The organism is Rahnella sp. ATs2, from assembly GCF_051851855.1.
GTDB classification, from domain to species: Bacteria; Pseudomonadota; Gammaproteobacteria; order Enterobacterales; family Enterobacteriaceae; genus Rahnella; species Rahnella variigena.
This window is the reverse complement of sequence record NZ_JBLYPL010000001.1, coordinates 21,695-47,541: the sequence shown is the minus strand read 5'-3', so window position 1 is coordinate 47,541 and position 25,847 is coordinate 21,695. Positions and strand designations below refer to the sequence as shown.

Sequence of the window (25,847 nt, the reverse complement as noted above, 5' to 3'; positions counted from 1 at the left end):
GGAGGCGCGTAGATCACTTAAATATCTTCTGCACAAACTCCGCGTAGGCCGGACGCCAGACATCCATTTCATGGCCAAGATTCGGGTATTCGTGATAATCGAACTTAATCTTTTTCTCTTCCAGTTCAGACTTCAGTCCGGCGATGTCCTTGCCTGTTACCACATCTTTTTCCCCCACCACTAACGTGAAGTTTTTCAGCTGTGCGTTGATTTTCTCCGGTTCGGCGAAGCGTTTTTCGACGTCAGCATTCGGGACTGTCGTGGTGCTGACGCCGCTAAAGGTCGCCAGCCAGCCGAACTGGTCGAGGTGGGTCATGCCGCTGACCAGCGTCTGATAACCGCCTTGCGAAAGCCCGGCGAGTGCGCGTCCGGCGGCGTCATCGCGTACGCGGAAGGTTTTGGAAATCAGCGGGATAATGTCTCCGGTCAGTTCTTTATCGGCCGCCGCCGCATTTCGGGGATAGAATTCCTTACGGCGATCTTTGGTGACGTAATCTTCCGGCACCACACCTTTGGCATCGGTCTCGGTATCAGGAATGACCACCAGCATCGGCGCGATTTTCTTCTCCGCCAGCAGGTTATCCATGATTTGTGGAATGCGTCCCTGGTCCAGCGCCGAGCGGCCGGTGTCACCAAAGCCGTGGTAGAAATACAGCACCGGCAACGGCTGTGACGCATCGCTGTAACCCGGCGGCGTCCATACCGCAACCTGACGCTCAGAATTCAGCGCAGCGGAATGATAGGTCAGCGTACGGACTTCACCGTGCGGAACGCTTTTCACATCCAGAATACTGCCCGGCACCAGGATCAGGCTGGTATTCACCTGACGCTGCGGCTTAGGCATCGCACTGCCCGGATCGGCAATCCGGAGGCCATCAACATTGAAGAAATATTCATACAGATCAGGTTTTTGCGCTGCGGACGTCCAGCTCCAGACGCCTTTATCGTCCTTGCTCATCTGATGCGGAATGTACGTCACCGGCGTCGCGCCGGTTACCACGTCAACGTGTTCAGCAGCCGGTGCATACAGGCGGTAAGTAATGGTTAAATCAGGATTTACTGCCGTGATGTAATTTTTCGCAGGCACCGAAGCATCAGGATCCTGTGGCAAACTCTGCGCGGAGACAGTCAGGGAGATCGGCGCGCTGAGCGCCAGTATCAAAAGCGTGGCAAGATTCAGCCGGTTACGGGTCATCATCCTTTCCTTCTGGGTTGGCGTGAGCAACGGACAACCTGTCCTGAAGTAACTCACTGTTTTTGCACAACTCTCAGAGTAGGTTATTTTTACCGCATACAAGCGTGATCGGCGTCACTGTTCAGAAGATGCGTCCAGCGCATGAAGTTGCGGAAGTTCGCTCAGCCGCTGACAGGCGAAATCCCAGAATGTACGGACCTTGCGCGGCATCTGCTGCACCTGTTGCGCCACCAGTTGTACCGGCAACGGCAGTGGTTCGAATTCCGCCAGAAGCCGCACCATGCTGCCAGCCTGCAAATCGTCGCTCACCTGATAGGACAGCAAGCGTGCAATCCCCTGCCCGCTGCGCACTGCCAGCAGCTGAGATTCAACGTCATTGGAGAGCAGACGCGGTGACAGCCGGACGCGCAAATCATCCTCATGCGGTCCGAAACGCCATTCGCGGATTTGCGTACGCAGCGTGCCCATCACCGTCTGGTGCGCGGCCAGTTCCGAAGGATGTTGCGGTTCGCCATGCCGCGCCAGATACGCCGGGCTGGCGACCAGTACGCGGGTCACTTCCGCGACCTTACGCGCCACTTTGCCTGAATCTTCCTGGTGCCCGATACGCACCGCCAGATCCAATCCTTCATCGATCAGATCCAGATTGCGGTCGTTAAGCATCATTTCGATCTGCATATCAGGATGTTGCGCCAGAAATTCCATTACCAGCGGCGCGACATGTTTACGCCCGAACTGCACCGGCGCGGTGATACGCAACAGGCCGCTGAGCTGAGTTTCTGCGGTGTCTTCCACTGCGTCCTGATACTGGCTGAGCAGCAGGCGGGCCTTTTCCGCCAGCCGTGCGCCCGCTTCTGTCGGTGCCAGACTGCGCGTGGTGCGCTCGACCAGCCTTGCGCCGAAACGGTGCTCCAGTGAGGCAATGGCGCGGGTGATCGCGGGTGGCGACCGGTGAAGTTTACGGGCGGCTTCCGCCAGGCTGCCATACTGAAGTACGGCGACAAAAATCGCCATTTCATCCAATCGATCCATAGATTCTTCCACAAAGTGAAACACTCAATTTCAATCTTCGTGGATCCCAATCGTTTAGCGCAAGAGTAATGTTGTGTTCAGACACTTTAAGGAGACAGCCCATGCCCGACATCAAACTTTACAGCACGCCACTTTCCGGCCACTGCCACCGCGTGACCCTGCTGCTGAACATGCTCAGTCTGCCTTTCGAGGCCATGGAAGCCGGTGCCGGCGTGCGCCAGACGGAAGATTTTGCGCGGCTGAATCCGCTGCGTCAGATCCCCGTTCTGATCGACGGCGGGCACGTGCTCACCGACAGCAATGCGATCCTGGTGTATCTGGTCAAACGCTACGCGCCGGACAGCCACTGGTTGCCGGAAGATCCGCTGAAGGCCGCTGAGGTGCAGAAATGGTTATCCCGCGCCGCCGGTGAAGTGCGTTTCGGTCCGGCCTCTGCGCGTATGGTCAAACAATTCTCGGCGCCGGAAGCGTACGAAAGCGCACTGCAGATTTCGGCGAAATTCCTGCCGCAGCTGGAACAACATCTGGAAAGCCATGAGTTTCTGGCGACGGAGCGCGCCACCATTGCCGATCTGGCCTGTTACAGCTATGTGGCGACTGCCCCGGAAGGCGGCGTTTCACTGACGGGTTATCCGGCCATTCAGCGCTGGCTTGCACGGATTGAAAGTCTGCCCGGCTTTACGCCGCTTCCGGCGTTACCTTTACCAGAAATTGCGGGGTAAAACGATGAATAACCCTTTCCATGCAGACGAAATCTTGGCTCAGGACATGGCAGGGTTTGACGTCGAAGCACACGGCATCCGTGAAGCGATGCCGGAACAGCACCGGCTGTTTTTCACCGCACTGCCCTATTTGTTTATCTCAACGCTGGATGAAAACGGCTGGCCGGTGGCGACATTGCTGACCGGACCAGCCGGTTTTATCCGCACACCGGATGACACGCATTTACGGATTAACGCGCCAAGACGGACTGACGATCCGGCGCTGGTGGCCTTACAGCCCGGAAAACAGATCGGTGGACTGGGGATCGATTTTTCCAACCGGCGGCGTAATCGCGTGAATGGCAGGATCGGGCGCATCGATAAAAATCGGATCGAGATCGTGGTCGATCAAAGTTTTGGTAATTGTCCGCAGTATATCCAGATCCGCAAACTGACGGATGTACCGGTCAGTTTACCCTTGCCCGCAAGAGAGGACATGACGGAGCCGGATGCGGATGCGCGTGCGCTGATTGCGCGTTCGGACACTTTTTTCATCGCCAGTCACGCGCACGGCGGCGCGGATGTGTCACATCGCGGTGGTCAGCCGGGATTCGCACATCTGGTGGGAAACCGTTTGTGGGTGCCGGATTATCGCGGCAACCGCTTTATGAATACGCTGGGAAATTTACTGGCAGAGCCGCGTGCAGCGTTGCTGTTTATGGATTTCGATAACGGCGATATTTTGCATCTGCAGGGACATACGCAGATCCACTGGCAGCCGGAGGTATTTCCCGGCCCGGAAGGCGCGGAACGCTACTGGAGTCTGGACATCACCCGCGTGTGGCGCTTTCGTGCCGCGTTACCGTGGCGTGCAGCATCAGCCGATTTCTCCCCCGCGGCCCTGAAAACCGGCCACTGGTCGGGCGGTCAGTTGCCTATTTCCTGACGCAGATGCTCTTCTAAACCGGAGATGACCGTCTGGTAAGAACTGTCGATCAGGGAATAAAATTGAGAATCCGGCAAAGTGCCATCAAGAACCACGGTATTCCAGTGCGCTTTGTTGAGATTCTTACCCGGAAGAATACAGGTATGTTCGGCGCGTAACTTGCCGGCCATGCCGGTGCTGGTTTTCAGCGAAACCGCTTCATGTCCCTGACAATCGCAGAACATGGCGAACATCACGCCGCCCACTTTTATCTGATTCGCGCCGTGCTGATTTTGGGTACTTTGTTCTGCTCCGGGTTTCCCCATGCAATAGTCGAGCAATTCCGCACTGGTCATTTTGGCCTTTCTCCTTGTCTGATGTTGACGACCCCGCGAACCGGAATCGTCTATTTAGTGTGCAGAAACTTCGCAAAAAAGAAAGGTAGCAGATCGCAAATACGAAAAAGGCCGACATTTCTGTCGGCCTTATACACATCCAATCCCCTAAGTAATTTGGGTTACGGGAAGGCGGTAAGTTCAGGAAGCCCCGGGAGCAGGGACGTACCCTGTGACCGGGGTGAGTGAACGCAACCAACGCATCCGTAGCCCGAAGTATGACGGGGATTTACTGGACGGCGGCGAAAGCTTCAGCCACCTGCTTCACATTGTGGTGATTCAGACCCGCCATACACACGCGACCGCTGAGGATCAGGTACACGCCGAACTCTTCACGCAGACGCACGACCTGCGCTTCGCTGAATCCGGTATAGCTGAACATCCCGCGCTGTTGCAGCAGGTAGTCAAAATTACGACCCGGCAACGCGGTTTTCAGGCTGTCGACCAGCGTGTGGCGCATTTCGAGAATACGGGTACGCATTTTCTCGACTTCGGCTTTCCATTGCGCGTTCAGGGCGCTGTCACTCAGGACTTTCGCCACCACTTTCGCACCGAAATTCGGCGGGCTGGAGTAGTTACGACGCACGGTCGCTTTCAGCTGACCCAGTACGCGGCCTGCGGCTTCGCTGTCTTCACAGACCACGGACAATCCGCCGACACGTTCGCCGTACAGGGAGAAAATTTTCGAGAAGGAGTTGCTGACGAAGCAGTTCACGCCTGCCGCCGCCATCGCACGGATGGCGTAAGCGTCGTCGTCAATGCCTGCACCAAAGCCCTGATAAGCGATATCGAGGAACGGGATTAGCTCGCGCTGTTTGGTGACTTCAATCACCTGATCCCACTGCGCTGGCGTCAGGTCAGAACCCGTCGGGTTATGACAGCAAGGGTGCAGTAATACAATGCTTTGCGCCGGTAAGGTTTTCAGGCGTTCGATCATCGCGGTGAAATTCACACCCAGCGTTTCTGCATCAAAGTACGGATAAGTATGCACTTTGAAGCCTGCGCCGCCAAAGATAGCCACGTGGTTTTCCCAGGTCGGATCACTGACGTAAACGTCTGAATTCGGGAAATAAAACTTGAGGAAATCCGCACCCACTTTCAGCGCGCCGGAACCGCCGACGGTCTGAATGGTTGCGATACGCTGTTGTTTCAGCGCCGGATGATCGGCACCAAACAGCAGTTCCTGAATGCCTGCGCGGTATGCCGGCAGACCTTCCATCGGCAGATACACTGACGCAGCCTGTGGCCCCGCGTTCAGCTGGTTCTCTGCATTTTCCACCGCAGCCAGTTGCGGAATAATACCCTGCTCGTCGTAATAAAGTCCGATGCTCAGGTTTACCTTATCTTGTCTCGGATCGGTCTTGAAACTTTCCATCAGCGACAAAATCGGGTCACCGGCATAGGCATCGACATGTTGGAACACGGTATACATCTCCTTGGTTTGGTTGAGTGGCGCGGCGATCCGTCCCGGTTTTCGGGTGGATCACGACTGTTTCACAGACTATCAAAGTTCGTTAAAAAAGATGACAACTATGTTGTCATTTAGCGAGCACACCGTGCGTATCAAACCGCCCGTTCGTCTGAGATGCTGATCTGCACGCATGGACTACGATCAAATGGACCTCTCATTCTTTCCGGAGCAAACCAATGACGACGCAACATTCACTGCAGGGTAAAGCCGCTTTTGTTCAGGGCGGTTCACGCGGCATCGGTGCCGCTATCGTTCAGCGTCTGGCCCGCGAAGGCGCCAGCGTGGCATTCACCTACGTCTCTTCTGATGACAAAGCGCAGGCACTGGTAAAAAGTATTGAAGCCGGTGGTGGCAAAGCGCTGGCGATTAAAGCCGACAGCGCCGATGAAAGCAGCGTTCGCACCGCTATCGACAACGCGGCAAAGGCGTTCGGTAAAATCGATATTCTGGTGAATAACGCCGGAGTGCTGGCCTTCGGCGAAATCGATGCGCTGACAATCGATGATTTCGACCGTTCCATTGCCATCAACGTCCGCAGCGTGTTTGTCGCCAGCCAGCAGGCTGCGCGCCATATGCCTGACGGCGGTCGCATCATCACCATTGGCAGCGTCAACGCCGACCGAATGCCATTCCAGGGCGGTGCGGTGTACGCCATGAGTAAATCCGCGATCGTCGGTCTGACCAAAGGTCTGGCACGCGATTTAGGTCCGCGCGGTATTACCGTGAATAACGTGCAACCCGGTCCGGTTGATACCGATATGAACCCGGCTGACGGCGAAATGGCTGAGGGCATGCGTTCCTACATGGCGCTCAACCGCTACGGTAAAGACAGCGAAATTGCCAGCTTTGTCGCCTATCTCTCCGGTCCGGAAGCGGGTTACATCACCGGCGCGAACCTGACCATTGACGGAGGTTTCGGCGCTTAACTGGCCAGAGTTCACTAAAATAATGGCGCACGTGTGCGCCATTATTTCTTATCTTCAGACGCTGTAACGCCCCGGACGATGATTCATCGCGATAATCAGATTCACAATCACTGCGCCCAGCACCGAGGCAATCAGCATTTCGTAACTGACGACAAACAGCGACGCCAGCACGATGCAGCAGTCCACGCCCATTTGCAATTTACCGGCGCGGATCCCGTATTTGTCCTGCAGAAACAGCGCCAGAATGTTCACGCCGCCGAGGCTGGCTTTATGGCGAAACAGCACAATGAAGCCGATGCCCATGATTACATTGGCAAATAACGTGGCGTAGAACGGCTGAAGATGATCGAAATGCACAAACAGCGGATGAAGGTCCGAGAAGACGGAAACCAGCGCAACGGCAGCAAAGGTTTTCAGCGTGAACTGCAAGCCCATGCGGCGGAAAGACAGGTAATAGAAAGGTAAGTTGATGATAAAGAATGCGGTGCCGAACGAAATTTGTGTCACGTAATGCGCCAGAAATGCCATTCCCGCCGTGCCACCGGTCAGTGCGCCAACCTGACGTAACATCACCACGCCAAAAGAAACCATCAGCGTACCGATAATGATCGCCAGCGCATCTTCCACCAGCGTATGCCCGATGCGCGGCTGCTCAACCGGCTGTTTGATGTCGTCAACACTTGCCATAATTCCCTGTACCCCAAAATATTAAGACTAAAGACTGATTTTGAGATAATTAATGAGATGAGGAATTAAGGCAATATTCACTCACGGAATTTGCATTAAAAATCGAAAATAAGATTTTATGACGCGTTAATTATTCTTTACATGCACAGAACGCGCATAACAATTCAAAATAATGCACCATTAAAGTGAGATTGCACCAAAATAAATCACCATAACAGTGCGCACAAAATACAGGGTTAATAATCTTATCCCAGCGTTAATAAGCCGTTTTCTTTTAACCGGTTAAGGACTACCGATGTTTTTACATGCGCCACACTTTTATGTACTGACAGGATTTGGCTGATCAACGTGCTTAAACCGGCTAAATCTTTCACCGCGACCTTGAGCAAGTAATCCGCATCCCCGGTCGTTTTATAGGCATCAATAATCGCAGCCACTTCTCCCAGCATGCTGTGGAAAGCATCGACCTGTGCGGGCAAATGGTTGATAAGTCTGACCTCAATCAGACCAATCATGCCTAAGCCGAGTGCCTCCGGTGCCAGACGCGCGTGATAACCGAGGATTAACTGAGCCTGTTCCAGACCAATCCGGCGGCGTGAACATTGTGAAGCTGACAGCCCGACCAGTTCGCTTAATTCCTGGTTGGTCAGTCTTCCGTTAGCTTGTAATAGGGTCAGAATTTTCAGGTCATAATCATCAACGCTGTACATGGCGCCTTTCCTGTCGTTTTAATTTTTTTATATGTCGCATTCCTGTTGCAATCTTATTGCAAAAAGCATTCCCACTATAACGAGTTATAAATACTTATCGGCTGTTTTTTCTTATACTTGCGCACATTGATACCGCAAGGAAAAAATAATGAAAAAAGTACTCTTTTCTCTCGCCTTACTGTCTGCTTTACCCGTTTTTGCACAGGCGGATACCACGTCTTCCCATCTTGAGCGGGTATTACAGAAAGGTTCGCTGAATGTCTGCACCACTGGCGACTATAAGCCGTATACGTTTTTGAAAGAAAACGGGGAATATGAAGGCATTGATATCGCCATGGCGCAATCGCTGGCGGCGAGTCTGGACGTTAAAGTGAACTGGGTGCCGGTCACCTGGAAATCATTACCAGACGAAATGAGTGCCGGTCATTGTGACATCGCCATGGGCGGAATTTCCGTCACGCTGAAACGCCAGCAGAAAGCCTGGTTCGCTAACATGTTGGATCAGGACGGGAAAATCCCGCTGGTGCGCTGCGAGAATGTGCGTCAGTACCAGACGGTTGAACAGCTGAACCGGCCATCTGTGCGCCTGATTGAACCGGAGGGCGGCACCAACGAAGCCTTTGTCCACAGCCACCTGCCAAAAGCCACGCTGACGCTGAGCGATAACGTCACCATCTTCCAGAAGCTGATGGATAAGAAAGCCGATGTGATGATTACGGATGCGTCGGAAGCGCTATTTCAGCAGAAACACTATCCGAAACTGTGTGCGGTGAATCCGAAAAAGCCGCTGCAATATGGCGAGAAAGCCTACATGTTGCCGCGTGATGACGTGAGCTGGAAGATGTATGTCGACCAGTGGCTGCACCTGAGTAAAGCCACCGGCGACTATCAGAAGATTGTCAGCCAGTGGCTGGGCGTGAAGAAGTAAGGTTTAGTCGCCAGTATAAATGCGGGCAACGCGCTCGCTGAGCTGGGTAATCAGCTCATAAGCACTGATACCGGTTGCCTGCGCAATGCGCTCAACCGGTAATTTTTCGCCCCAGAAAATCACTTCATCGCCAACGTTATCTGTCGATTCCGGCCCTAAATCCACGGTGATCATGTCCATCGACACGCGCCCGGCAACCGGCACTTCCCGGCCATTGACCAGCACCGGCGTACCGTTCGGCGCACTGCGCGGATACCCGTCGCCATAGCCCATCGCCACGACGCCCAGACGAGTGTCGCGATCGCTGACCCACGTACTGCCATAACCGACCGGTTCACCGGCAGCATGCTCACGCACGGCGATCAGACTGGACGTCAGCGTCATGACCGGTTTCAGCCCGAAATCGCTGGCCGTTCCGGTTTCCATCGGCGAGACGCCGTACAAAATAATGCCGGGACGAACCAGATTCATATGCGATTCCGGCCACAGCAAAATCCCGCCGGAAGCCGCGATCGATTTCTGCCCCGGCTTGCCTTCAGCAAACGCGTTAAAGCTGTTCAGTTGCCTGGTTGTGGCATCGCTTTCCGGTTCATCGGCACGGCAGAAATGACTCATGATATTGACCGGCTGAACGACATTTTTGCAGGCACTCAGGCGCTGATAAAACGCGTCGGCCTGTGCGGGATGAACGCCCAAACGGTGCATACCGGTATCGATTTTCAGCCAGACATTCAGCGGACGCGCGAGGTCAGCGCTTTCCAGCGCGTCGAGCTGTTCGATGCTGTGAACGGCGGTGTCCAGCTGATGTTCAGTCAGCAACGGTAATTCACTGGCGGAGAAAAAGCCTTCGAGCAGAAGAACAGGTTTAACGACACCGGCTTTGCGCAGCATCAGTGCTTCGCTGAGACGGGAAACGCCGTAATAATCGGCATCCTGCAAGCTATGCACCGTCTCTAACAGACCGTGCCCATAAGCGTTTGCTTTCACTACCGCAACCAGACGACTTTGTGGCGCCAGATGACGCACCCGTTGCAGATTGTGTCGCAGAGCGCGGCGATCAATGACAGCCGTAGCCGCTTTCATTTTAAGTCCTTTGCATGAAATTGAGAGTGTTAACCTAACCGCTAATGCTTAGGGGCGTCAGCGTCGCGGCCAGTTTGGACACGGCCAGCGCGGAAAAACCGGAGCGTACACAAAGTACGTGAGCCAATCTTTCCAAAAAAAGTGAGCACTGCCCGGGTTCAAAATGGCAAGTAAGCTAGCTCCGCACTAGTCTTCGTCGTATTGCGGGCCGCCGTAATTATCAAATCGTGACCACTGACCGTTAAAGGTCAGGCGGACGGTACCGATCGGGCCGTTACGTTGTTTACCGAGGATGATTTGCGCGATGCCTTTTTCTTCACTGTTATCGTGATAAACCTCGTCACGATAGATGAACATGATTAAGTCGGCGTCCTGCTCGATGGAACCTGATTCACGTAAGTCGGAGTTGACCGGGCGTTTATCGGCGCGTTGCTCCAGGCTTCGGTTAAGCTGCGACAGCGCCACCACCGGCACCTGCAATTCTTTCGCCAGCGCTTTAAGCGAGCGGGAGATTTCGGCGATTTCCAGCGTACGGTTATCGGACAGCGACGGAACGCGCATCAGCTGGAGATAGTCAATCATGATCAGGCTCAGACCGCCGTGTTCACGGAAGATACGGCGCGCGCGCGAACGGACTTCCGTTGGCGTCAGGCCGGACGAGTCATCGATATACATGTTACGTTTTTCGAGCAGGATCCCCATGGTGCTGGAAATTCGCGCCCAGTCTTCGTCATCAAGCTGACCGGTACGGATTTTGGTCTGATCGACGCGGGAAAGCGACGCCAGCATACGCATCATAATCTGGTCGCCGGGCATCTCAAGACTGAAGATTAAGACCGGTTTATCCTGCATCATCGCCGCATTTTCGGCGAGGTTCATCGCAAACGTGGTTTTACCCATCGACGGACGTGCCGCCACGATGATCAGATCCGATTTTTGCAAACCGGCGGTTTTCTTATCGAGATCCGCATAGCCGGTGGACACACCGGTTACGCCGTCGTGCGGGCGCTGGAACAGTTCTTCGATACGCGAAACGGTGCTTTCCAGAATACGGTCGATGCTTTTCGGGCCTTCGTCTTTACTGGCGCGGGATTCGGCAATCTGGAATACGCGGGATTCGGCTAAGTCCAGCAGGTCTTCGCTGCTGCGCCCCTGCGGATCATAACCCGCATCGGCAATTTCATTGGCGACGGAAATCATTTCGCGAACGACTGCGCGTTCACGCACGATGTCGGCATAAGCGCCGATATTCGCCGCACTTGGGGTGTTTTTCGAGAGCTCAGCCAGATAGGCGAAACCGCCGACGGAATCCAGTTCGCCTTTCTGTTCCAGGGATTCAGAAAGCGTAATCAGGTCGATCGGTTTGCTCATCTCCAGCAAACGCTGCATTTCGGTGAAAATCAGGCGATGCGGGCGGCTGAAGAAGTCATTGCTGACCACACGCTCGGCGACGTTATCCCAGCGTTCGTTATCCAGCATCAGCCCGCCCAGAACGGATTGTTCAGCTTCCAGCGAATGCGGCGGAAGTTTCAATCCTTCCATCTGGCGATCGCGGTTTTCGTTCTGTTGATTGGTCGGTTTTTTTGCTGCCATCTGTGGAATAGTTCCTGCTCTAAGCGCCTGTTTTATGAGCGTCCGGTTTCCAAAAATCAGAGCCAGACTCGCGCGACAGTATAAACCATTTCAAAAGGGTATTAACCCTTAGTGCCGAAAATCTGGATTGTCCCGGACATTTAGCCTAGGGTTGAAATCAGACTCCATCACGAGGGATAAACATGGCAAAGCGCATCCAGTTTTCTGAGACAGGCACTCCAGACGTTCTGCAATACGTTGATTATCAGCCACAAGATCCGCAGGCTGGCGAAGTTCAGGTTGAGAATAAGGCCATCGGTATCAACTATATCGACACTTACGTGCGCAGCGGTCTTTATGCGCCCGCCAGTTTTCCGGCCGGTTTAGGGACTGAAGCGGCAGGGATTGTCAGTAAAGTCGGCAGCGACGTGACCGGTGTTAAGCCGGGCGACCGCGTGGTCTACGCGCAATCGGCGCTCGGTGCTTACAGTGAATTCCATAACGTGCCGCAGGAAAAAATCGCCCTGCTGCCGGATGCCATCAGTTTTGAACAGGCGGCGGCGTCCTTCCTCAAAGGACTGACGGTTTACTATTTACTGCGCCAGACCCACGAAGTGCAGGCCGGCGAAACCATTCTTTTCCATGCTGCGGCCGGTGGCGTCGGTCTGATTGCCTGCCAGTGGGCGAAAGCGCTGGGCGTTAAACTGATCGGAACTGTGGGTTCGGACGAAAAAGCCGAACGCGCGAAACAGGCCGGTGCCTGGGCGACGATTAATTATCAGAAAGAAGATATCGCGTCCCGCGTGGCGGAGCTGACCGGCGGTGAAAAAGTCGGCGTGGTTTACGATTCCGTCGGTAAAGACACCTTTGAGAAATCGCTGAACAGCCTGAAACGTCGCGGTTTGCTGGTCAGTTTCGGCAATGCTTCCGGCCCGGTGAAAGGCGTGGATCTGGCGATCCTCAATCAGAAAGGTTCGCTGTTCGTGACGCGCCCTTCCCTGAATGGCTACGTGACCAACCGCGAAGAACTGGCAAACGCGAGCAGCGAGCTGTTTTCACTGATTGCCAGCGGCGCGATAAAAGTGGACGTCAGCGATGCGCAGAAATTCCCGCTCTCCGAAGCCAGACGCGCGCACGAAACGCTGGAAAGCCGCGTGACACAAGGCTCAAGTTTACTGATCCCATAACAGTTCCCTAAGCCAATGCAAAAAAGGCTTTCACAGATGTGAAAGCCTTTCTTACTGTCTGACTCAGACGACCTCTGATTTCAGACGGGTACTGCTGTAGGGTACTGCCGGGTAAATCCGCAGGGCGATGTCACTTAAGCGACTATTGTATGCCTCAGCGGACTTGATGAATTCGGTTTACAGCCTGACGGCTGCCAATGAATTCCATCCTAACAGTCACCCATGTTAAAAAATATGATTTATGCATTTCGACCGCACATTCTGACCCAGCTTGTGATCGCTAGCACATAAGCAAAAGTTATCGCTGCAACGGTTACATTTTTTTGTGCTCAAAATACCCCCGCTAATCACCAGTATTTCATGCAGTTACAGAAACTAGTTATCGACAGTAGAAATTACGGTAAACGGCGGCGGCGATATTTTGGCTGATCCGGTTTGATAAATGCCCGGTAAATCCACACGGCAACCACGGCCAAAATCAGCCAAGGCAACATTTTTATAACAATCACCAGAAAGCCACCCAACATCATTACTGCGAATGCGACGATCAGCGCAGCGATCATGCCCAGCAACGAAATGCCGGTCAGCATCAGCATAAAGAAAAAACCAAGCACGAAGAGAATTTCCAGCATCGGGTGCTCCTTAATAAGCCATGTGCAATAAGACGTGATGTCAGAACACACGTTAGCTATTACAAGAAACGTGCCAGTGTGACGGGATAAATAATGGATTGAATTACAAGAAGAAAATATTTCGCAGGCACGAATGGCCTGCGAAAAGATAGTAAATTTGACTAACAGATAGTGATTTTACTCACCTGATTTTCAGGCCTGTGCCGCCATTTCCTGTTGCTGAGCGACCATCTGCAATGCCTGTTCAACCACATCAATGCCCGCGCCGGCTTTATGAGCGTTCTCACTCAGGTGACGACGGAACTGACGTGCGCCCGGCACGCCCTGGAACAGACCAAGAATATGGCGGGTAATGTGGCCCAGATAGGTGCCTTTACTCAGTTCCGCTTCGATATACGGATACAGCGCGCGGATAATATCCGGCCCGGTTTTCAGCGGCGCGTCGGAGCCAAACAGCTCGCGATCGACGTTCAGCAACATGCCCGGATTCTGGTAAGCCTCGCGACCGACCATCACGCCATCCATAAATTGCAGATGCGTTTTGGCTTCTTCGAGCGTTTTAATGCCGCCGTTAATCGCCATCGTCAGCTGCGGGAAATCACGCTTAAGCTGATACACACGCGGGTAATCGAGCGGCGGGATTTCACGGTTTTCTTTCGGGCTGAGACCGGAAAGCCAGGCTTTGCGCGCATGGATAATAAAGGTATCGCAGCCGCCGTTTTCAGACACCTGACGGATGAAATCGCACAGGAATTCGTAGCTGTCCTGATCGTCAATACCGATACGGGTTTTGACCGTCACCGGAATTGAAACCACATCGCGCATGGCTTTGATGCAGTCCGCTACCAGCGACGCCTGCCCCATCAGACAGGCACCAAACATGCCGTTCTGCACGCGATCCGACGGGCAACCGACGTTGAGGTTAATTTCGTCATAACCGCGTTCTTCTGCCAGTTTAGCGCAATGTGCCAGATCGGCAGGATTGCTGCCGCCAAGCTGCAATGACACCGGATGTTCAGCGTCGCCAAACCCGAGATAATCCCCCTTACCATGAATAATGGCACCGGTAGTCACCATTTCGGTGTACAGCAACGTCTGGCCGGTCATCAGCCGGTGAAAATGGCGGCAGTGGCGATCGGTCCAGTCGAGCATCGGCGCAACGGAAAAACGCTGAGCGGAAAACGGAGTGGTCTGGGGCATTGCGTGTTGAGTTTCTGACATCGGCCTGACATTCGCTGAAGGGGTTCGTGGCGCTCTCTCTGACGCAACGCCAGAGAGAAGTTAATCGGTGATTATACCACAGAACAAAGATTCGGCATCCTGCGCCATCGTGCAGAGAAATAACGTCGCCGCAATACATCTTAATGAATGGCGCATAATTCGTCGTTTTAGCCTAAGCATGATAAAATCAACAATGGTCGCATGTTGTGGCCTGTCGATCCCAATCTGCGCTCAGAGAACGTTGCTATGACCCTGAATAATCCGGAAAAATTACTTTCGCAAGCTGAAGAACTTTGCCAGCAGCGCAATGTTCGTCTTACGCCGCAGCGGCTGGAAGTACTGCGCCTGATGGCGCAACAACCCGGTGCCATCAGCGCCTACGATTTGCTGGATCTGCTGCGTGTCAGCGAGCCACAGGCAAAACCGCCAACCGTTTACCGCGCGCTGGATTTTCTGCTTGAACAAGGCTTTATCCATCGGGTTGAGTCGGCTAACAGCTACGTGCTTTGCCACCATTTCGAAGAGCCGAGCCACACGTCTGCGCTGTTCATCTGCGACCGATGCGGGCTGGTGACAGAAAAAACCACTGACGGTATTGAAGAGCGTCTGGCGAAACTGGCGACGGAATCCGGCTTTGAGCTTCGCCATTCTGTCGTGGAAGCCCACGGTTTATGCGGGGAATGTAAGGTTGTGGAAACCTGTGACAGCCATGAGCACTGCGATCATGACCATAGTATTGTGGTGAAAAAACGCTAAGGGATTTGGGTATTTGAGCGGGGATTTACTGAAGCTGAGTATGTGAAAAAGCTAAGAAGTGAAGTGCAAAAGCTAAGAAGTGAAGACATTAAGTAGTGAAGACATACAGTTGGGTACATCCGTGTACCCGTATCCTGAAGCGTTTCGGGTAGGAGCAGCTAAATCTCAGGATACGTCACTGACACGCGAGGGGGAGTCGCGTATTACCAGTGATATTTGTTGCTGGTTTCCCATTCCTTGAGCTCTTTCTCGGCCTGATCTTTCTGATAGCCGTAACGCTCCTGAATCTTACCAACCAACTGATCACGTTTACCTTCAACCACTGTCAGGTCGTCATCGGTCAGTTTGCCCCATTTTTCTTTCACTTTCCCTTTGAACTGTTTCCAGTTACCGTCGGCTTGGTCCTTATTCATAAAATATCTCCTGTTACCTTGGGTTTATGGAGCTGCGTTTTGTTCCGGCAGCCCGTCCTTAACACTTCTAAGGTTAGTAGAGAATCTGGATTAATCCTCCCCGAACAGGGATAAAAACCATTATTAGGATTATTCCAAAGCAGGAAATAACGGCAAAAGAACATTTATCTTTTTGATAAAACACTGCCAATTCAGTGTCCGGGAGAAGAAAACCAGGTATCGCGCTGCCAGTAACGACGCCATATCCAGCCCAGTGAAATCCCGCGCAAGCCGAGGAAGACGGTCAGCGCCAGCCATAACGCATGGTTTCCCAGTACCGGTAAAGTCAGAAGCGTCAGCCCGTATCCGAGCGCTGCAACCACCATGCTGTTACGCATATCCCGCCCGCGCGTGGCACCGATAAACATCCCGTCGAGCAGATAACACCAGACCGCCACCAGCGGCAATACAATTTGCCAGCCGAGGTAATGATCCGCCAGCTCGCGCAATTCGGGGAGTGATGTGAGCGCATTTATAATCGCCCCGCCGGCTACGGCATAAATTAGCGCAAAGGCCAGCGCCACCAGTCCGGCCTGACGGCACGCGGCATGCCACACGTTGAGCAGCTTTTCGCGATTGCGCGCACCGAATGCCTCACCGGAATGGGCTTCGATGGCATACGCAAAGCCGTCGAGTGCAAATGCGGTAAAGGTCAGCAGGTTCATCAGAACAGCGTTGACCGCAACAATGTGGCTGCCCAGCCGCGCACCCAGTATGGTCAGTGAGGCAAAGCATAGCTGCAACAGCAATGAGCGCAGCATGATGTCGCGGTTAAGTCCGAGAAGACGGCGCAAATTACCGCGCCACGCACCGGTGATTTCTGCACCGGTGATACCGCGTCGTTTCATGACACGCCAGACTAAATACAGCCCGATGAACAACGTGAAATACTCTGCACTGGCAGTTGCCATTGCCGCACCACGTACGTTCAGCCCCAGCCCCATTACCAGCCAGATATCCAGAATAATATTCAGCAGATTTCCCGCGATCAGCAAAATCACCGGCCCGCGAATATACTGGATGCCCAGCAACCAGCCGAGGATCACCAGATTCGCCAGAGAAGCAGGCGCACTGTACCAGCGGATTTCGATAAACAGCCTCGCCTGTTCCAGCACCGACTGACTGCCACCCACAACATGAAACGCCAGCTCCATCAGCGGATGGCGAAATAACAGGATGATGACACCGGCCAGCACCGCCAGCAAAAAGGGCTGCACAAAAGCACGTGCCAGCAACTGATTGTCTTTTGCGCCCAGCGCCTGTGCGGTCATGCCGGTGGTGCTCATGCGCAGAAACAGCAGCATCATGAAGAGGAAAGTCGTGACCATCGAACCAACCGCCACACCACCGAGATAATCGGCACTGTCGAGATGACCGATCACTGCGGTATCCACCAGACCAAGAAGAGGCACCGTGATATTGGAAAAAATCATCGGTAACGCCAGCGTCCAGAGTGCTTTATCTGCGGGGCTTAGAAAGGTGTTTTTAAATGATTGTCGCAGGGAATGATGTTGCATAGAGAATCTCATGCCGGAGGTTCAGGTTATGCCCAAAATGACATCGCCCCGAAAGGGGCGATGATGAGAGAAACGCATTTCTCTTTGAATTCACATGGATGCCAGAGGCGGCCGCCATCCATATTCAATTAGTTTTAGTTTTCTATTTCTGACCCGGCAATTGCTGACTCAGCAATTTCTGACCGAGTAATTCGAGTTGCAGGAAGGCGGCAAGTAAGAGAATCCCGATGAGCTGACATGAGTCAGTGATTCGGGTGAACGCACGCAGCCAACGCGTCTGCAGCTCGAAGTACGAAGGTCAGATCCAGTTGCCGTTACGGATGACGCCTACGGCTAGCCCTTCAATACTGAAATTCTGTTCGCGCAAATCCACCACGATCGGCTGGAATTCGCTGTTCTCAGGCAATAACTGCACCACGCTGCCCTGCTTTTTCAGGCGTTTCACGGTGACTTCATCGTCGATACGCGCCACGACAACCTGGCCGTTACGCACATCCTGCGTTTTATGCACGGCCAGCAAATCGCCGTCGAGGATACCAATGTCACGCATCGACATACCGCTGACGCGCAGCAGGAAATCGGCGCTCGGCTTGAACATCGCTGGATCAACCTGATAATGCCCTTCGATATGTTGCTGTGCCAGCAACGGTTCACCGGCGGCAACGCGGCCGATCAGCGGTAAACCTTCTTCTTCTTCCATCAGCAGACGGATACCACGAGATGCACCGGAGACAATCTCGATAACGCCTTTACGTGCCAGCGCTTTCAGGTGTTCTTCCGCCGCATTGGGAGAACGGAAACCCAGACGCGATGCAATCTCTGCGCGAGTCGGTGGCATACCGGTGGTGGAGATATGATCGCGAATAAGGTCGTAGACCTCTTGTTGTCTGGTCGTTAAAGCTTTCATTCCGCCCCCTGGTTGTTTATACAGTCTTGCTGTGAGTATATACAGCTAAACGGTCAATGAAAACCTAAGATTGAATAAAAACAGGGCATAACGGTGATTCCTGGAATACAGATTCCAGATCAGAACCATCGCGGCCAAAAGATACTGACCCAGACAAAAATCGCCAATATGATGGTCAGAAGTACGGCAGCAGAACCGATATCTTTTGCCCGCCCTGAGAGCACGTGAAACTCAGAGCCGATACGGTCAATCGCGCATTCCACCGCACTGTTGAGCAACTCGGTGACGCAGACCAGCATCACGGAGCTTACAAGTAAAATGCGTTCAACCGTGCTGACATCGAGCCAGAAAGATAACAAAATTAACGGGATAGCCACGCTGGCTTCCTGGCGAAAAGCCGCTTCGTTCTGCCATGCGGCTTTCAATCCTTTCCAGGAATATCCGGCCGCTTTATAAATTCGGGTAAATCCAGTGACTTGGTTCGCCATTTCGGGTACTGATCCTTGAAGGGTTGTCCTTAAAAGTGTGCCGTATTTTAGCTTTTATATGACCACAGATCTCCACGGATCTTTCTGGTATCCTTGCGGCGAAATGGCTAACAAGAGGCTTCACGTTTTTATGTCAGGTTGGCGTAGACTTTATTACACATTATTGAATTTACCACTCTCATTGCTGGTAAAGAGCAAGGTCATACCTTCAGATCCGGTTACCGAGTTGCATTTGGACCCGACGCGCCCGATTTTGTACGTATTGCCTTACAACTCCAAAGCAGACTTGCTGACGTTGCGTGCGCAATGTCTGGCAGAGAATCTGCCCGATCCCCTTATTCCGCTGGAAATCGACGGAACGCTGCTGCCAAGCCATGTTTTCATTGCTGAAGGCCCGCGCGTGTTCTCGTATTACACGCCGAAGCAGGAATCCGTAAAGCTGTTCCACGACTATCTGGATTTGCACCGCAACAATCCGGATTTAGACATCCAGATGCTGCCGGTTTCCGTGATGTTTGGTCGTGCGCCGGGCCGTGAAGGTCAGGATGATACGCCGCATCTGCGCGTACTGAATGGCATCCAGAAATTCTTTGCCGTGCTGTGGCTCGGACGTGACAGTTTTGTCCGTTTCTCCAATACCGTTTCCCTGCGCTATATGGCGACAGAGCACGGCACCGACAAAACCATCGCTCAGAAACTGGCACGCGTGGCGCGTATGCATTTCTCCCGCCAGCGTCTGGCAGCGGTCGGCCCGCGTCTTCCGGCGCGTCAGGATTTATTCAATAAATTGCTGGCTTCCAAAGCCATCGAAAAAGCGATCGAAGACGAAGCCCGCAGCAAGAAAATTTCCCACGAAAAAGCCCAGCAGAATGCTATCGCGCTGATGGAAGAAATCGCGGCGAACTTCTCTTATGAGGCCGTGCGTCTGTCAGACCGCGTGCTGAGCTGGACGTGGAATCGCTTGTATAAAGGCATCAACGTCAACAATGCTGAGCGTGTCCGTCAGCTGGCGCTCGATGGTCAGGAAATTGTGTATGTGCCCTGCCACCGCAGCCATATGGATTACCTGCTGCTGTCTTACGTGCTCTATCACCAGGGGCTGGTGCCGCCGCATATCGCTGCCGGTATCAACCTGAATTTTTGGCCGGCTGGCCCGATTTTCCGTCGTCTGGGTGCGTTCTTCATCCGTCGTACCTTTAAAGGCAACAAGCTTTATTCCACCGTTTTCCGCGAATATCTGGGTGAGTTGTTCAGCCGCGGTTATTCGGTCGAATACTTTGTGGAAGGTGGCCGTTCACGAACCGGACGTCTGCTGGAACCGAAAACCGGTACGCTGGCGATGACCATTCAGGCCATGCTGCGCGGCGGTTCACGTCCGATTACGTTAGTGCCGATTTACATCGGTTACGAGCACGTGATGGAAGTGGGCACGTACGCCAAAGAATTACGCGGTGCGACCAAAGAGAAAGAAAGCCTGACGCAGATGCTGAACGGGCTGCGCAAGCTGCGCAACCTCGGTCAGGGTTATGTGAACTTCGGCGAGCCGCTGCATCTAACCACTTACCTGAACCAGAATGTACCTACCTGGCGTGAAGCGATCGACCCAATCGAAGCGCAGCGTCCGAGCTGGCTGACGCCAACGGTGCAGGATCTGGCAGAGCAGATTATGGTGCGTATTAACAACTCAGCCGCGGCTAACGCCATGAACCTGTGTTGTACCGCGCTGCTGGCATCGCGTCAGCGTTCACTGACCCGTGAACAGCTGACCGAACAAATCGACTGCTATCTGCAATTGCTGCGTAACGTGCCGTATAACGCAGATTCGACGGTGCCTGATCTGACCGCCGATCAGCTGCTCGATCACGCGCTGAACATGAACAAGTTCCAGGTCGAGAAAGACAACATCGGTGACATCATCGTTCTGCCGCGCGAGCAGGCTGTTCTGATGACGTATTACCGCAACAATATCCACCATATGCTGGTATTGCCGTCACTGATTTCAAGCATCGTGATGCATCACCGTCAGGTCACCCGCGCAGAATTACTGCGTCAGGTGGAACTGATTTACCCGATGCTCAAAGCTGAACTGTTTATGCATTTCGATAAGTCAGAGCTGCCGCAGGTACTGGATGTTCTGACGCTGGAACTGGCACGTCAGCAAATCATTCATCTGGAAGACGATGAACTGACCCTGAACCCGGCGCGTATCCGTACCCTGCAACTGCTGGCCGCGGGTGTGCGTGAAACGCTGCAACGCTATGCCATTACTTTCTCGCTGCTCACCAATAATCCAAGCATCAACCGCGGTGCGCTGGAGAAAGAGAGCCGGATTATGGCGCAGCGCTTGTCCGTTTTACACGGTATCAATGCACCTGAATTCTTCGACAAAGCAGTGTTCTCAACGCTGGTCGGCACATTGCGCGCTGAGGGTTATATCAGTGACACCGGTGATGCGATTCAGGAACAAACGCGTGAGATTTACATCATGCTCAGTGATCTGATGACGCCGGATATCAAGCTGACGATCGAAAGTGCGGGAATGCCTTCTGAGCTGCCACAACCGACAGAGCCACCGGCTGAGCCGAAAATGGATGTGCGCGATACCGATCATTAACCGGTATTAGCGAACGCCTGCTGGCTGGTAAAACAAAACGCCCGGACTTTTTACAGAGTCCGGGCGTTTTTTATGGATGCCGTCTTTGGTCTGGAAATCTTAGAAACTGAACGCTGATAAGCTCATCAGAATGCCGAGGAACAGCACCAGTCCGACATAGTTGTTCTGACGGAAAGCCAGGAAACAGGCATCGCGTTCGCGTTTAGCAATCAGCTTTTGCTGATGCATAAACAGCGCAGCGGCCAGCAGCAGCGACCAGTAGAACGGTGCGCCAAGTTGTGAAAGATGTCCCACAAATCCCATCAGAACCAGTGTGGCAAGTTGCAGCAGGCCGATAATCAGCGTGTCAAAACGACCAAAGAGAATCGCTGTCGATTTCACGCCGATTTTCAAATCATCATCGCGATCCACCATGGCATATTGCGTATCGTAAGCCACCGTCCAGCAGATATTGGCGGCAAACATCAGCCAGCAGCTGAGCGGTACGCTTTCGCTTACCGCCGCGTACGCCATCGGAATTGCCCAGCCAAACGCCGCGCCCAAAACGACCTGCGGCAGATGACTGACCCGCTTCATAAACGGATAAATCCATGCCAGCGCCAGCCCGGCCAGAGACAGCAAAATGGTCATGCGGTTGAGCAGGAGAACCAGCAGGAAGGACACCAGCACCAGCCCGACAAAAAGCATTTTCGCCTGCTTACCGGTGATCGCACCGCTTGGCAGCGGACGGTTCGCGGTCCGTTTTACATGACCGTCAAATTTACGGTCTGCGTAGTCGTTCACCACGCAACCGGCTGCACGCATAAAGAAAACGCCCAGTACGAACACCAGCAAAATCTTAGCAGATGGCATTCCACCACCGGCCACCCACAATGCCCATAATGTTGGCCACAGCAGCAACAGCGAGCCGATAGGTTTATCAATACGCATCAGGCGGCAGTAATCACGCCATGTGCCCTGAGTCATACTTCCTGACACTCTCTGTTCTCCTTGTTGATTAGTCTGGCTCATGCCTTGCTCACTTTACCCTCGGGGCGATGCACCGGCGAGTCCGGCAGGAAAATTTCCGTCAGCAGCAGCGGTTTGTCTGAAAGCCGCAGGCGGGAACGACGCGCCCATAAATCGCCCTGTTCACTCTGTAATTGCCCTAAGTGAATGTAATCGCGGGTCAGGTTGTTGCCGCTAAACAGATAGCGTCCGAGCGGCACGGTGCCCAGATCGACCAGCGCCAGGTCTGGCCCGGTCAGCGTTTCTTCAGGAATGACCGTGCGGCCCAACAGCCAGGGTTCGGCATCGCCAAACAGCACGATTTCGCGGATCCAGTAACGGGCACTTTCCGGCAACTGCTGTGCTTCGCTTTCACCCAATTCCTCGCGGCTGACAAAACATTCGTTTTGCGGCTTCACGGTGACGGTAACACCCTGCTTTTCGAACCGGCGGGTCATGGATCCCATTTCCATCAGCCAGTCGGCGACATCTGCAGGCACCTGCGAGGGATCGTCAAACCAGTGGATCGGGGATTGTTCGGGGGAATGGGAATCAGACATCAACGGCTCCGTAATGAAGGTATTCATACCTCCAATGAATTATCTGCCCCGCATTCTAGCGCATGAATGCGGGTCAGTAATGGCCTGTTTTATTCGCGGCGCAAACGTTCGCCGTTAGCCAGGAACAGCGTCACGACCAGCACGAGGATCGCACAGGCGTAAACCAGCGTGTCATAAGGACTTTTATGGTCGACGATAATCAGACGGATAATCGCGGTGATACCGATGTAAATAAAATAGCGCAACGGGAAGTGATAGCCCGAGGAAAAGTATTTGATAATCAGTGCAATAAACTCGAAATAGAGGAAGTAAATGACAATCCCCTCTATCAGTAAATACGACGAAGACTGGTCGTTATTCACGAACAATACCATCGCCAGATGATACGTCTCGCGCCCGATAAAAATCATCAGGATCGCGGCCAGTCCCAACAAGAAAACGTTCAAGATTCGCTGCATAATGACGGATATCATCATTGCGCGTTTTGATCCTGCCATGTGATCTACATCCCACTTTTGTTATGAATACCCGCAGAATACCACAGAGTCCGCACCAGAAAACGAGCATTAAAAAAGGGTCAGCCGGTGAAGGCTAACCCTTTTATTTAGAAATATTTTGGCCCGTCCCTCTAAATCATTCGTGCTGCATCCAGACTGCAACTGAGTGAACTCCCGGGAGCATACACAAGTATGTGACCGGGATTCGTGAAGGCAGCCAATGCCGGGTCAGCGCGAAGGATAACGAGGGATTAGCGCCAGTTTTTAAAGCGGTTAATCAAACCGTTAGTCGAGCTGTCGTGACCGGTAACATCTTTGTCGTCTTCCAGCTCTGGCAAGATACGGTTCGCCAGCTGTTTGCCCAGCTCTACGCCCCATTGGTCAAAGGTGTAGATATTCAGGATAACGCCCTGAGTAAAGATTTTGTGCTCGTACATCGCGATCAACGCACCCAGGCTGTAAGGCGTGATTTCACGCAGCAGGATAGAGTTGGTCGGACGGTTACCTTCGAACACTTTGAACGGTGCAACGTGTTTAACGTCTTCCGGTTTTTTACCCTGATCCGCGAATTCTTTCTCGACGACATCCAGAGATTTACCGAACGCCAGCGCTTCTGTCTGTGCGAAGAAGTTAGACAGAAGTTTGGCGTGGTGATCGCTCAGCGGGTTATGGCTGATGGCCGGCGCGATGAAGTCACAAGGGATGATTTTGGTTCCCTGGTGGATCAGCTGATAGAACGCGTGCTGGCCGTTGGTGCCAGGTTCGCCCCAGATGATCGGGCCCGTCTGGTAATCTACCGGGTTGCCGTTACGGTCAACGAACTTACCGTTAGATTCCATGTTGCCTTGCTGGAAGTAAGCAGCAAAACGGTGCATGTACTGGTCGTATGGCAGAATCGCTTCGGTTTCGGTGCCGTAGAAATCGTTGTACCAGATACCGATCAGCGCCAGCAGAACAGGCAGGTTTTTCTCCGCCGGGGTATTCGCGAAGTGATTATCCATCGCGTGAGCACCGCTCAGCAGTTGTTCGAAGTTATCAAAACCAACAGACAGGGCGATGGACAGACCGATTGCAGACCACAGTGAGTAACGGCCGCCGACCCAGTCCCAGAATTCGAACATGTTGTCGGTGTCGATACCAAACTCGCTCACCGCTTTACCGTTGGTGGACAGCGCCGCGAAGTGTTTCGCCACGTGTTTGTTGTCGCCAGCGGTTTTCAGGAACCAGTCGCGCGCGCTGTGGGCGTTGGTCATGGTTTCCTGGGTGGTGAAGGTTTTTGATGCGACCAGGAACAGCGTGGTTTCCGGTGACAAGTCTTTCAGCGTTTCGGCGATGTGCGTGCCATCCACGTTGGAGACGAAATGCATATTCAGGTGGTTTTTGTACGGACGCAGCGCTTCGGTGACCATGAACGGACCGAGATCTGAACCGCCGATACCGATGTTCACCACGTCAGTGATGGCCTTACCGGTATAACCTTTCCACTCGCCACCGATAACGCGCTCGGTGAAACCTTTGATTTTCGCCAGAACCGCATTCACTTCCGGCATCACATCTTTGCCGTCCACGACGATCGGCGTGTTGCTGCGGTTACGCAGGGCAACGTGCAGCACGGCACGGTCTTCTGTGCGGTTAATCTTCTCGCCAGAGAACATCGATTTGATGGCGCCCTGAAGGTCGGTCTCTTTCGCCAGCGCCTGCAGTTTGTCCAGCGTCTCTGCAGTGATTCGGTTTTTGGAGAAATCGACCAGCATCTGGTCTTCAAACGTGGCAGAGAATTTGGAGAAACGATCACCATCTTCAGCAAACAGATGGCTAATCTGCACATCTTTCATCTTGTCGAAATGCTGCTGCAGGGCTTGCCAGGCAGCGGTCTGAGTTGGATTGATATTTTTCATAGCAATGCTCTTAGGCTGAGAATAAATATGAGGTAACTGTCCCGATTGTATCCTGAACTTCCCGGGAAGAGATGCCTTTTCTTGCGATAGGTCAGATCTGCTAAATCACAATGACAGAGAACAATATTAGATGAGAATCGTTCAAAATGTGGCGCAAGGGCCGCGAGACCGTTGACAGACGCGCCATAACCCGTTATTCCTAAGCACCTAACTCGCGCGCGTGTCGCGTGAGCCAGAAGAGGCGCGTCGCCCAGGAAGTGTATCGGAGGAGCCGAATCCTACGAAGGTACATCAGGGGGAGCGACGCCGAGGTCTGAAGCCCGCGGCAGGCATATGATCGACTACAGGGGCTGAATCCCCTGGGTTGTCACCGGGCATCCGAGAGGATGTCGACAAGGTGGGGCGCTTCTGGGTGTATCGTAGCATTTCTACGTCTGCCCCCTTCCCGCTCTCCCCTTGTGCCAATTCTTAAAGTTTATGGAATAGATGGCCGTCTGGTATGACGA

Annotated in this window: 25 protein-coding genes and 1 riboswitch; of the genes, 7 read left to right on the top strand and 18 right to left on the bottom strand. The window is 53.3% G+C overall.

All coding sequences use genetic code 11. From position 1 onward, the window contains the following. Positions 1-13 precede the first annotated feature (13 nt). Positions 14-1,195, bottom strand: coding sequence for an alpha/beta hydrolase-fold protein (locus ACJY2G_RS00205; protein ID WP_430319958.1), 1,182 nt, complete (start codon positions 1,193-1,195; stop codon positions 14-16). A 114-nt stretch (positions 1,196-1,309) separates the two neighbouring features. Continuing rightward, entirely contained in the window at positions 1,310-2,227 is a 918-nt protein-coding gene (locus tag ACJY2G_RS00200; RefSeq protein WP_430319849.1) for a LysR family transcriptional regulator, read from the bottom strand. 101 nt (positions 2,228-2,328) lie between these two features. Here ACJY2G_RS00200 and ACJY2G_RS00195 point away from each other — a divergent pair, with 101 nt between their 5' ends. Both ACJY2G_RS00195 and ACJY2G_RS00190 read left to right on the top strand, forming a co-directional pair. Beyond that, a complete protein-coding gene (locus ACJY2G_RS00195) occupies positions 2,329-2,949 on the top strand; it encodes a glutathione S-transferase family protein (protein ID WP_439291014.1) in 621 nt (206 codons plus the stop codon). A gap of 4 nt (positions 2,950-2,953) precedes the next feature. Then, positions 2,954-3,874, top strand: coding sequence for a pyridoxamine 5'-phosphate oxidase family protein (locus ACJY2G_RS00190; protein WP_120163838.1), 921 nt, complete (start codon positions 2,954-2,956; stop codon positions 3,872-3,874). Here ACJY2G_RS00190 and ACJY2G_RS00185 read toward each other — a convergent pair. Further along, on the bottom strand, positions 3,856-4,209 hold the full coding sequence (locus ACJY2G_RS00185; RefSeq protein WP_120163839.1) for an MmcQ/YjbR family DNA-binding protein: 354 nt from the start codon (positions 4,207-4,209) through the stop codon (positions 3,856-3,858). The two genes, ACJY2G_RS00190 and ACJY2G_RS00185, sit on opposite strands and share 19 nt — an antisense overlap. Positions 4,210-4,477: 268 nt before the next feature. Beyond that, entirely contained in the window at positions 4,478-5,671 is a 1,194-nt protein-coding gene (locus tag ACJY2G_RS00180; RefSeq protein WP_113876790.1) for an amino acid aminotransferase, read from the bottom strand. Between the two features lie 224 nt (positions 5,672-5,895). Between ACJY2G_RS00180 and ACJY2G_RS00175 the strand changes: the two genes are divergently transcribed. Further along, positions 5,896-6,645 carry a 3-oxoacyl-ACP reductase family protein gene (locus ACJY2G_RS00175; protein WP_120163840.1) on the top strand — a complete coding sequence of 250 codons (750 nt, stop codon included), beginning with the start codon at positions 5,896-5,898 and terminating at the stop codon, positions 6,643-6,645. A 54-nt stretch (positions 6,646-6,699) separates the two neighbouring features. Here the strand turns inward: ACJY2G_RS00175 and ACJY2G_RS00170 are convergent, their stop codons facing one another. Both ACJY2G_RS00170 and ACJY2G_RS00165 read right to left on the bottom strand, forming a co-directional pair. Beyond that, on the bottom strand, positions 6,700-7,332 hold the full coding sequence (locus ACJY2G_RS00170; protein WP_112287068.1) for a YitT family protein: 633 nt from the start codon (positions 7,330-7,332) through the stop codon (positions 6,700-6,702). Positions 7,333-7,577: 245 nt separating this feature from the next. Beyond that, a complete protein-coding gene (locus ACJY2G_RS00165; protein WP_120163841.1) occupies positions 7,578-8,042 on the bottom strand; it encodes an Lrp/AsnC family transcriptional regulator in 465 nt (154 codons plus the stop codon). Between the two features lie 148 nt (positions 8,043-8,190). Between ACJY2G_RS00165 and ACJY2G_RS00160 the strand changes: the two genes are divergently transcribed. Beyond that, positions 8,191-8,970, top strand: a complete 780-nt coding sequence (locus ACJY2G_RS00160; protein WP_112287070.1) for a transporter substrate-binding domain-containing protein — start codon at positions 8,191-8,193, stop codon at positions 8,968-8,970. 3 nt (positions 8,971-8,973) lie between these two features. Here ACJY2G_RS00160 and alr read toward each other — a convergent pair whose 3' ends face one another. Together alr and dnaB are read right to left on the bottom strand one after the other, a co-directional pair. After that, positions 8,974-10,053 (bottom strand): alanine racemase, encoded by a 1,080-nt coding sequence (gene alr / locus ACJY2G_RS00155; protein WP_113876677.1) that lies wholly within the window; start codon positions 10,051-10,053, stop codon positions 8,974-8,976. 186 nt (positions 10,054-10,239) lie between these two features. Beyond that, on the bottom strand, positions 10,240-11,646 hold the full coding sequence (gene dnaB, locus ACJY2G_RS00150) for a replicative DNA helicase (RefSeq protein ID WP_113876676.1): 1,407 nt from the start codon (positions 11,644-11,646) through the stop codon (positions 10,240-10,242). Between the two features lie 182 nt (positions 11,647-11,828). On the opposite strand from dnaB, the gene ACJY2G_RS00145 reads away from it, so the two are divergent. Further along, positions 11,829-12,812 carry a quinone oxidoreductase gene (locus ACJY2G_RS00145; protein ID WP_430319847.1) on the top strand — a complete coding sequence of 328 codons (984 nt, stop codon included), beginning with the start codon at positions 11,829-11,831 and terminating at the stop codon, positions 12,810-12,812. A 395-nt stretch (positions 12,813-13,207) separates the two neighbouring features. Here the strand turns inward: ACJY2G_RS00145 and pspG are convergent, their stop codons facing one another. Together pspG and dusA are read right to left on the bottom strand one after the other, a co-directional pair. Further along, complete coding sequence (pspG, locus tag ACJY2G_RS00140) at positions 13,208-13,444, bottom strand: envelope stress response protein PspG (RefSeq protein ID WP_430319846.1); 237 nt, start codon at positions 13,442-13,444, stop codon at positions 13,208-13,210. Between the two features lie 192 nt (positions 13,445-13,636). After that, on the bottom strand, positions 13,637-14,644 hold the full coding sequence (dusA, locus tag ACJY2G_RS00135; RefSeq protein WP_113876674.1) for a tRNA dihydrouridine(20/20a) synthase DusA: 1,008 nt from the start codon (positions 14,642-14,644) through the stop codon (positions 13,637-13,639). 267 nt (positions 14,645-14,911) lie between these two features. Between dusA and zur the strand changes: the two genes are divergently transcribed. Next, on the top strand, positions 14,912-15,421 hold the full coding sequence (zur, locus tag ACJY2G_RS00130) for a zinc uptake transcriptional repressor Zur (protein WP_112287076.1): 510 nt from the start codon (positions 14,912-14,914) through the stop codon (positions 15,419-15,421). 203 nt (positions 15,422-15,624) lie between these two features. Here zur and ACJY2G_RS00125 read toward each other — a convergent pair whose 3' ends face one another. The 4 genes from ACJY2G_RS00125 to ACJY2G_RS00110 form a co-directional block, all read right to left on the bottom strand. Beyond that, positions 15,625-15,834 (bottom strand): CsbD family protein, encoded by a 210-nt coding sequence (locus tag ACJY2G_RS00125; protein WP_112287077.1) that lies wholly within the window; start codon positions 15,832-15,834, stop codon positions 15,625-15,627. A gap of 191 nt (positions 15,835-16,025) precedes the next feature. Continuing rightward, entirely contained in the window at positions 16,026-17,390 is a 1,365-nt protein-coding gene (dinF, locus tag ACJY2G_RS00120) for an MATE family efflux transporter DinF (RefSeq protein WP_430319845.1), read from the bottom strand. Positions 17,391-17,688: 298 nt separating this feature from the next. Next, positions 17,689-18,297 carry a transcriptional repressor LexA gene (gene lexA / locus ACJY2G_RS00115; protein ID WP_095924321.1) on the bottom strand — a complete coding sequence of 203 codons (609 nt, stop codon included), beginning with the start codon at positions 18,295-18,297 and terminating at the stop codon, positions 17,689-17,691. Positions 18,298-18,416: 119 nt separating this feature from the next. Then, positions 18,417-18,785 carry a diacylglycerol kinase gene (locus ACJY2G_RS00110; RefSeq protein WP_120163846.1) on the bottom strand — a complete coding sequence of 123 codons (369 nt, stop codon included), beginning with the start codon at positions 18,783-18,785 and terminating at the stop codon, positions 18,417-18,419. Positions 18,786-18,915: 130 nt separating this feature from the next. Between ACJY2G_RS00110 and plsB the strand changes: the two genes are divergently transcribed. Then, positions 18,916-21,399, top strand: a complete 2,484-nt coding sequence (plsB, locus tag ACJY2G_RS00105) for a glycerol-3-phosphate 1-O-acyltransferase PlsB (RefSeq protein WP_120163847.1) — start codon at positions 18,916-18,918, stop codon at positions 21,397-21,399. A 99-nt stretch (positions 21,400-21,498) separates the two neighbouring features. Here plsB and ubiA read toward each other — a convergent pair whose 3' ends face one another. From ubiA to pgi, 4 genes are all read right to left on the bottom strand, one after another. Next, a complete protein-coding gene (gene ubiA / locus ACJY2G_RS00100; RefSeq protein WP_181955561.1) occupies positions 21,499-22,365 on the bottom strand; it encodes a 4-hydroxybenzoate octaprenyltransferase in 867 nt (288 codons plus the stop codon). Between the two features lie 41 nt (positions 22,366-22,406). Beyond that, positions 22,407-22,946 carry a chorismate lyase gene (gene ubiC, locus ACJY2G_RS00095; protein WP_120163848.1) on the bottom strand — a complete coding sequence of 180 codons (540 nt, stop codon included), beginning with the start codon at positions 22,944-22,946 and terminating at the stop codon, positions 22,407-22,409. Between the two features lie 89 nt (positions 22,947-23,035). After that, entirely contained in the window at positions 23,036-23,443 is a 408-nt protein-coding gene (gene psiE / locus ACJY2G_RS00090; RefSeq protein ID WP_095924316.1) for a phosphate-starvation-inducible protein PsiE, read from the bottom strand. 251 nt (positions 23,444-23,694) lie between these two features. Then, positions 23,695-25,341: a glucose-6-phosphate isomerase gene (gene pgi, locus ACJY2G_RS00085; RefSeq protein ID WP_112287083.1), complete on the bottom strand. Its 1,647-nt coding sequence runs from the start codon at positions 25,339-25,341 to the stop codon at positions 23,695-23,697. Positions 25,342-25,569: 228 nt separating this feature from the next. Beyond that, positions 25,570-25,757: riboswitch (Lysine riboswitch) on the top strand. Positions 25,758-25,847: the final 90 nt, after the last annotated feature.

Bases quoted from the DNA above. Each gene is read 5' to 3' on its own strand.
- dusA (WP_113876674.1), bottom strand. From the start codon at position 14,644: ATGCCCCAGACCACTCCGTTTTCCGCTCAGCGTTTTTCCGTTGCGCCG.
- ACJY2G_RS00185 (WP_120163839.1), bottom strand. From the start codon at position 4,209: ATGACCAGTGCGGAATTGCTCGACTATTGCATGGGGAAACCCGGAGCA.
- ACJY2G_RS00205 (WP_430319958.1), bottom strand. From the start codon at position 1,195: ATGACCCGTAACCGGCTGAATCTTGCCACGCTTTTGATACTGGCGCTC.
- dinF (WP_430319845.1), bottom strand. From the start codon at position 17,390: ATGCAACATCATTCCCTGCGACAATCATTTAAAAACACCTTTCTAAGC.
- lexA (WP_095924321.1), bottom strand. From the start codon at position 18,297: ATGAAAGCTTTAACGACCAGACAACAAGAGGTCTACGACCTTATTCGC.
- pgi (WP_112287083.1), bottom strand. From the start codon at position 25,341: ATGAAAAATATCAATCCAACTCAGACCGCTGCCTGGCAAGCCCTGCAG.
- psiE (WP_095924316.1), bottom strand. From the start codon at position 23,443: ATGGCAGGATCAAAACGCGCAATGATGATATCCGTCATTATGCAGCGA.
- ubiA (WP_181955561.1), bottom strand. From the start codon at position 22,365: ATGACTCAGGGCACATGGCGTGATTACTGCCGCCTGATGCGTATTGAT.
- ACJY2G_RS00160 (WP_112287070.1), top strand. From the start codon at position 8,191: ATGAAAAAAGTACTCTTTTCTCTCGCCTTACTGTCTGCTTTACCCGTT.
- ACJY2G_RS00195 (WP_439291014.1), top strand. From the start codon at position 2,329: ATGCCCGACATCAAACTTTACAGCACGCCACTTTCCGGCCACTGCCAC.
- alr (WP_113876677.1), bottom strand. From the start codon at position 10,053: ATGAAAGCGGCTACGGCTGTCATTGATCGCCGCGCTCTGCGACACAAT.
- ubiC (WP_120163848.1), bottom strand. From the start codon at position 22,946: ATGTCTGATTCCCATTCCCCCGAACAATCCCCGATCCACTGGTTTGAC.
- ACJY2G_RS00125 (WP_112287077.1), bottom strand. From the start codon at position 15,834: ATGAATAAGGACCAAGCCGACGGTAACTGGAAACAGTTCAAAGGGAAA.
- ACJY2G_RS00145 (WP_430319847.1), top strand. From the start codon at position 11,829: ATGGCAAAGCGCATCCAGTTTTCTGAGACAGGCACTCCAGACGTTCTG.
- ACJY2G_RS00170 (WP_112287068.1), bottom strand. From the start codon at position 7,332: ATGGCAAGTGTTGACGACATCAAACAGCCGGTTGAGCAGCCGCGCATC.
- ACJY2G_RS00165 (WP_120163841.1), bottom strand. From the start codon at position 8,042: ATGTACAGCGTTGATGATTATGACCTGAAAATTCTGACCCTATTACAA.
- ACJY2G_RS00110 (WP_120163846.1), bottom strand. From the start codon at position 18,785: ATGGCGAACCAAGTCACTGGATTTACCCGAATTTATAAAGCGGCCGGA.
- ACJY2G_RS00190 (WP_120163838.1), top strand. From the start codon at position 2,954: ATGAATAACCCTTTCCATGCAGACGAAATCTTGGCTCAGGACATGGCA.
- plsB (WP_120163847.1), top strand. From the start codon at position 18,916: ATGTCAGGTTGGCGTAGACTTTATTACACATTATTGAATTTACCACTC.
- dnaB (WP_113876676.1), bottom strand. From the start codon at position 11,646: ATGGCAGCAAAAAAACCGACCAATCAACAGAACGAAAACCGCGATCGC.
- zur (WP_112287076.1), top strand. From the start codon at position 14,912: ATGACCCTGAATAATCCGGAAAAATTACTTTCGCAAGCTGAAGAACTT.
- pspG (WP_430319846.1), bottom strand. From the start codon at position 13,444: ATGCTGGAAATTCTCTTCGTGCTTGGTTTTTTCTTTATGCTGATGCTG.
- ACJY2G_RS00175 (WP_120163840.1), top strand. From the start codon at position 5,896: ATGACGACGCAACATTCACTGCAGGGTAAAGCCGCTTTTGTTCAGGGC.
- ACJY2G_RS00200 (WP_430319849.1), bottom strand. From the start codon at position 2,227: ATGGATCGATTGGATGAAATGGCGATTTTTGTCGCCGTACTTCAGTAT.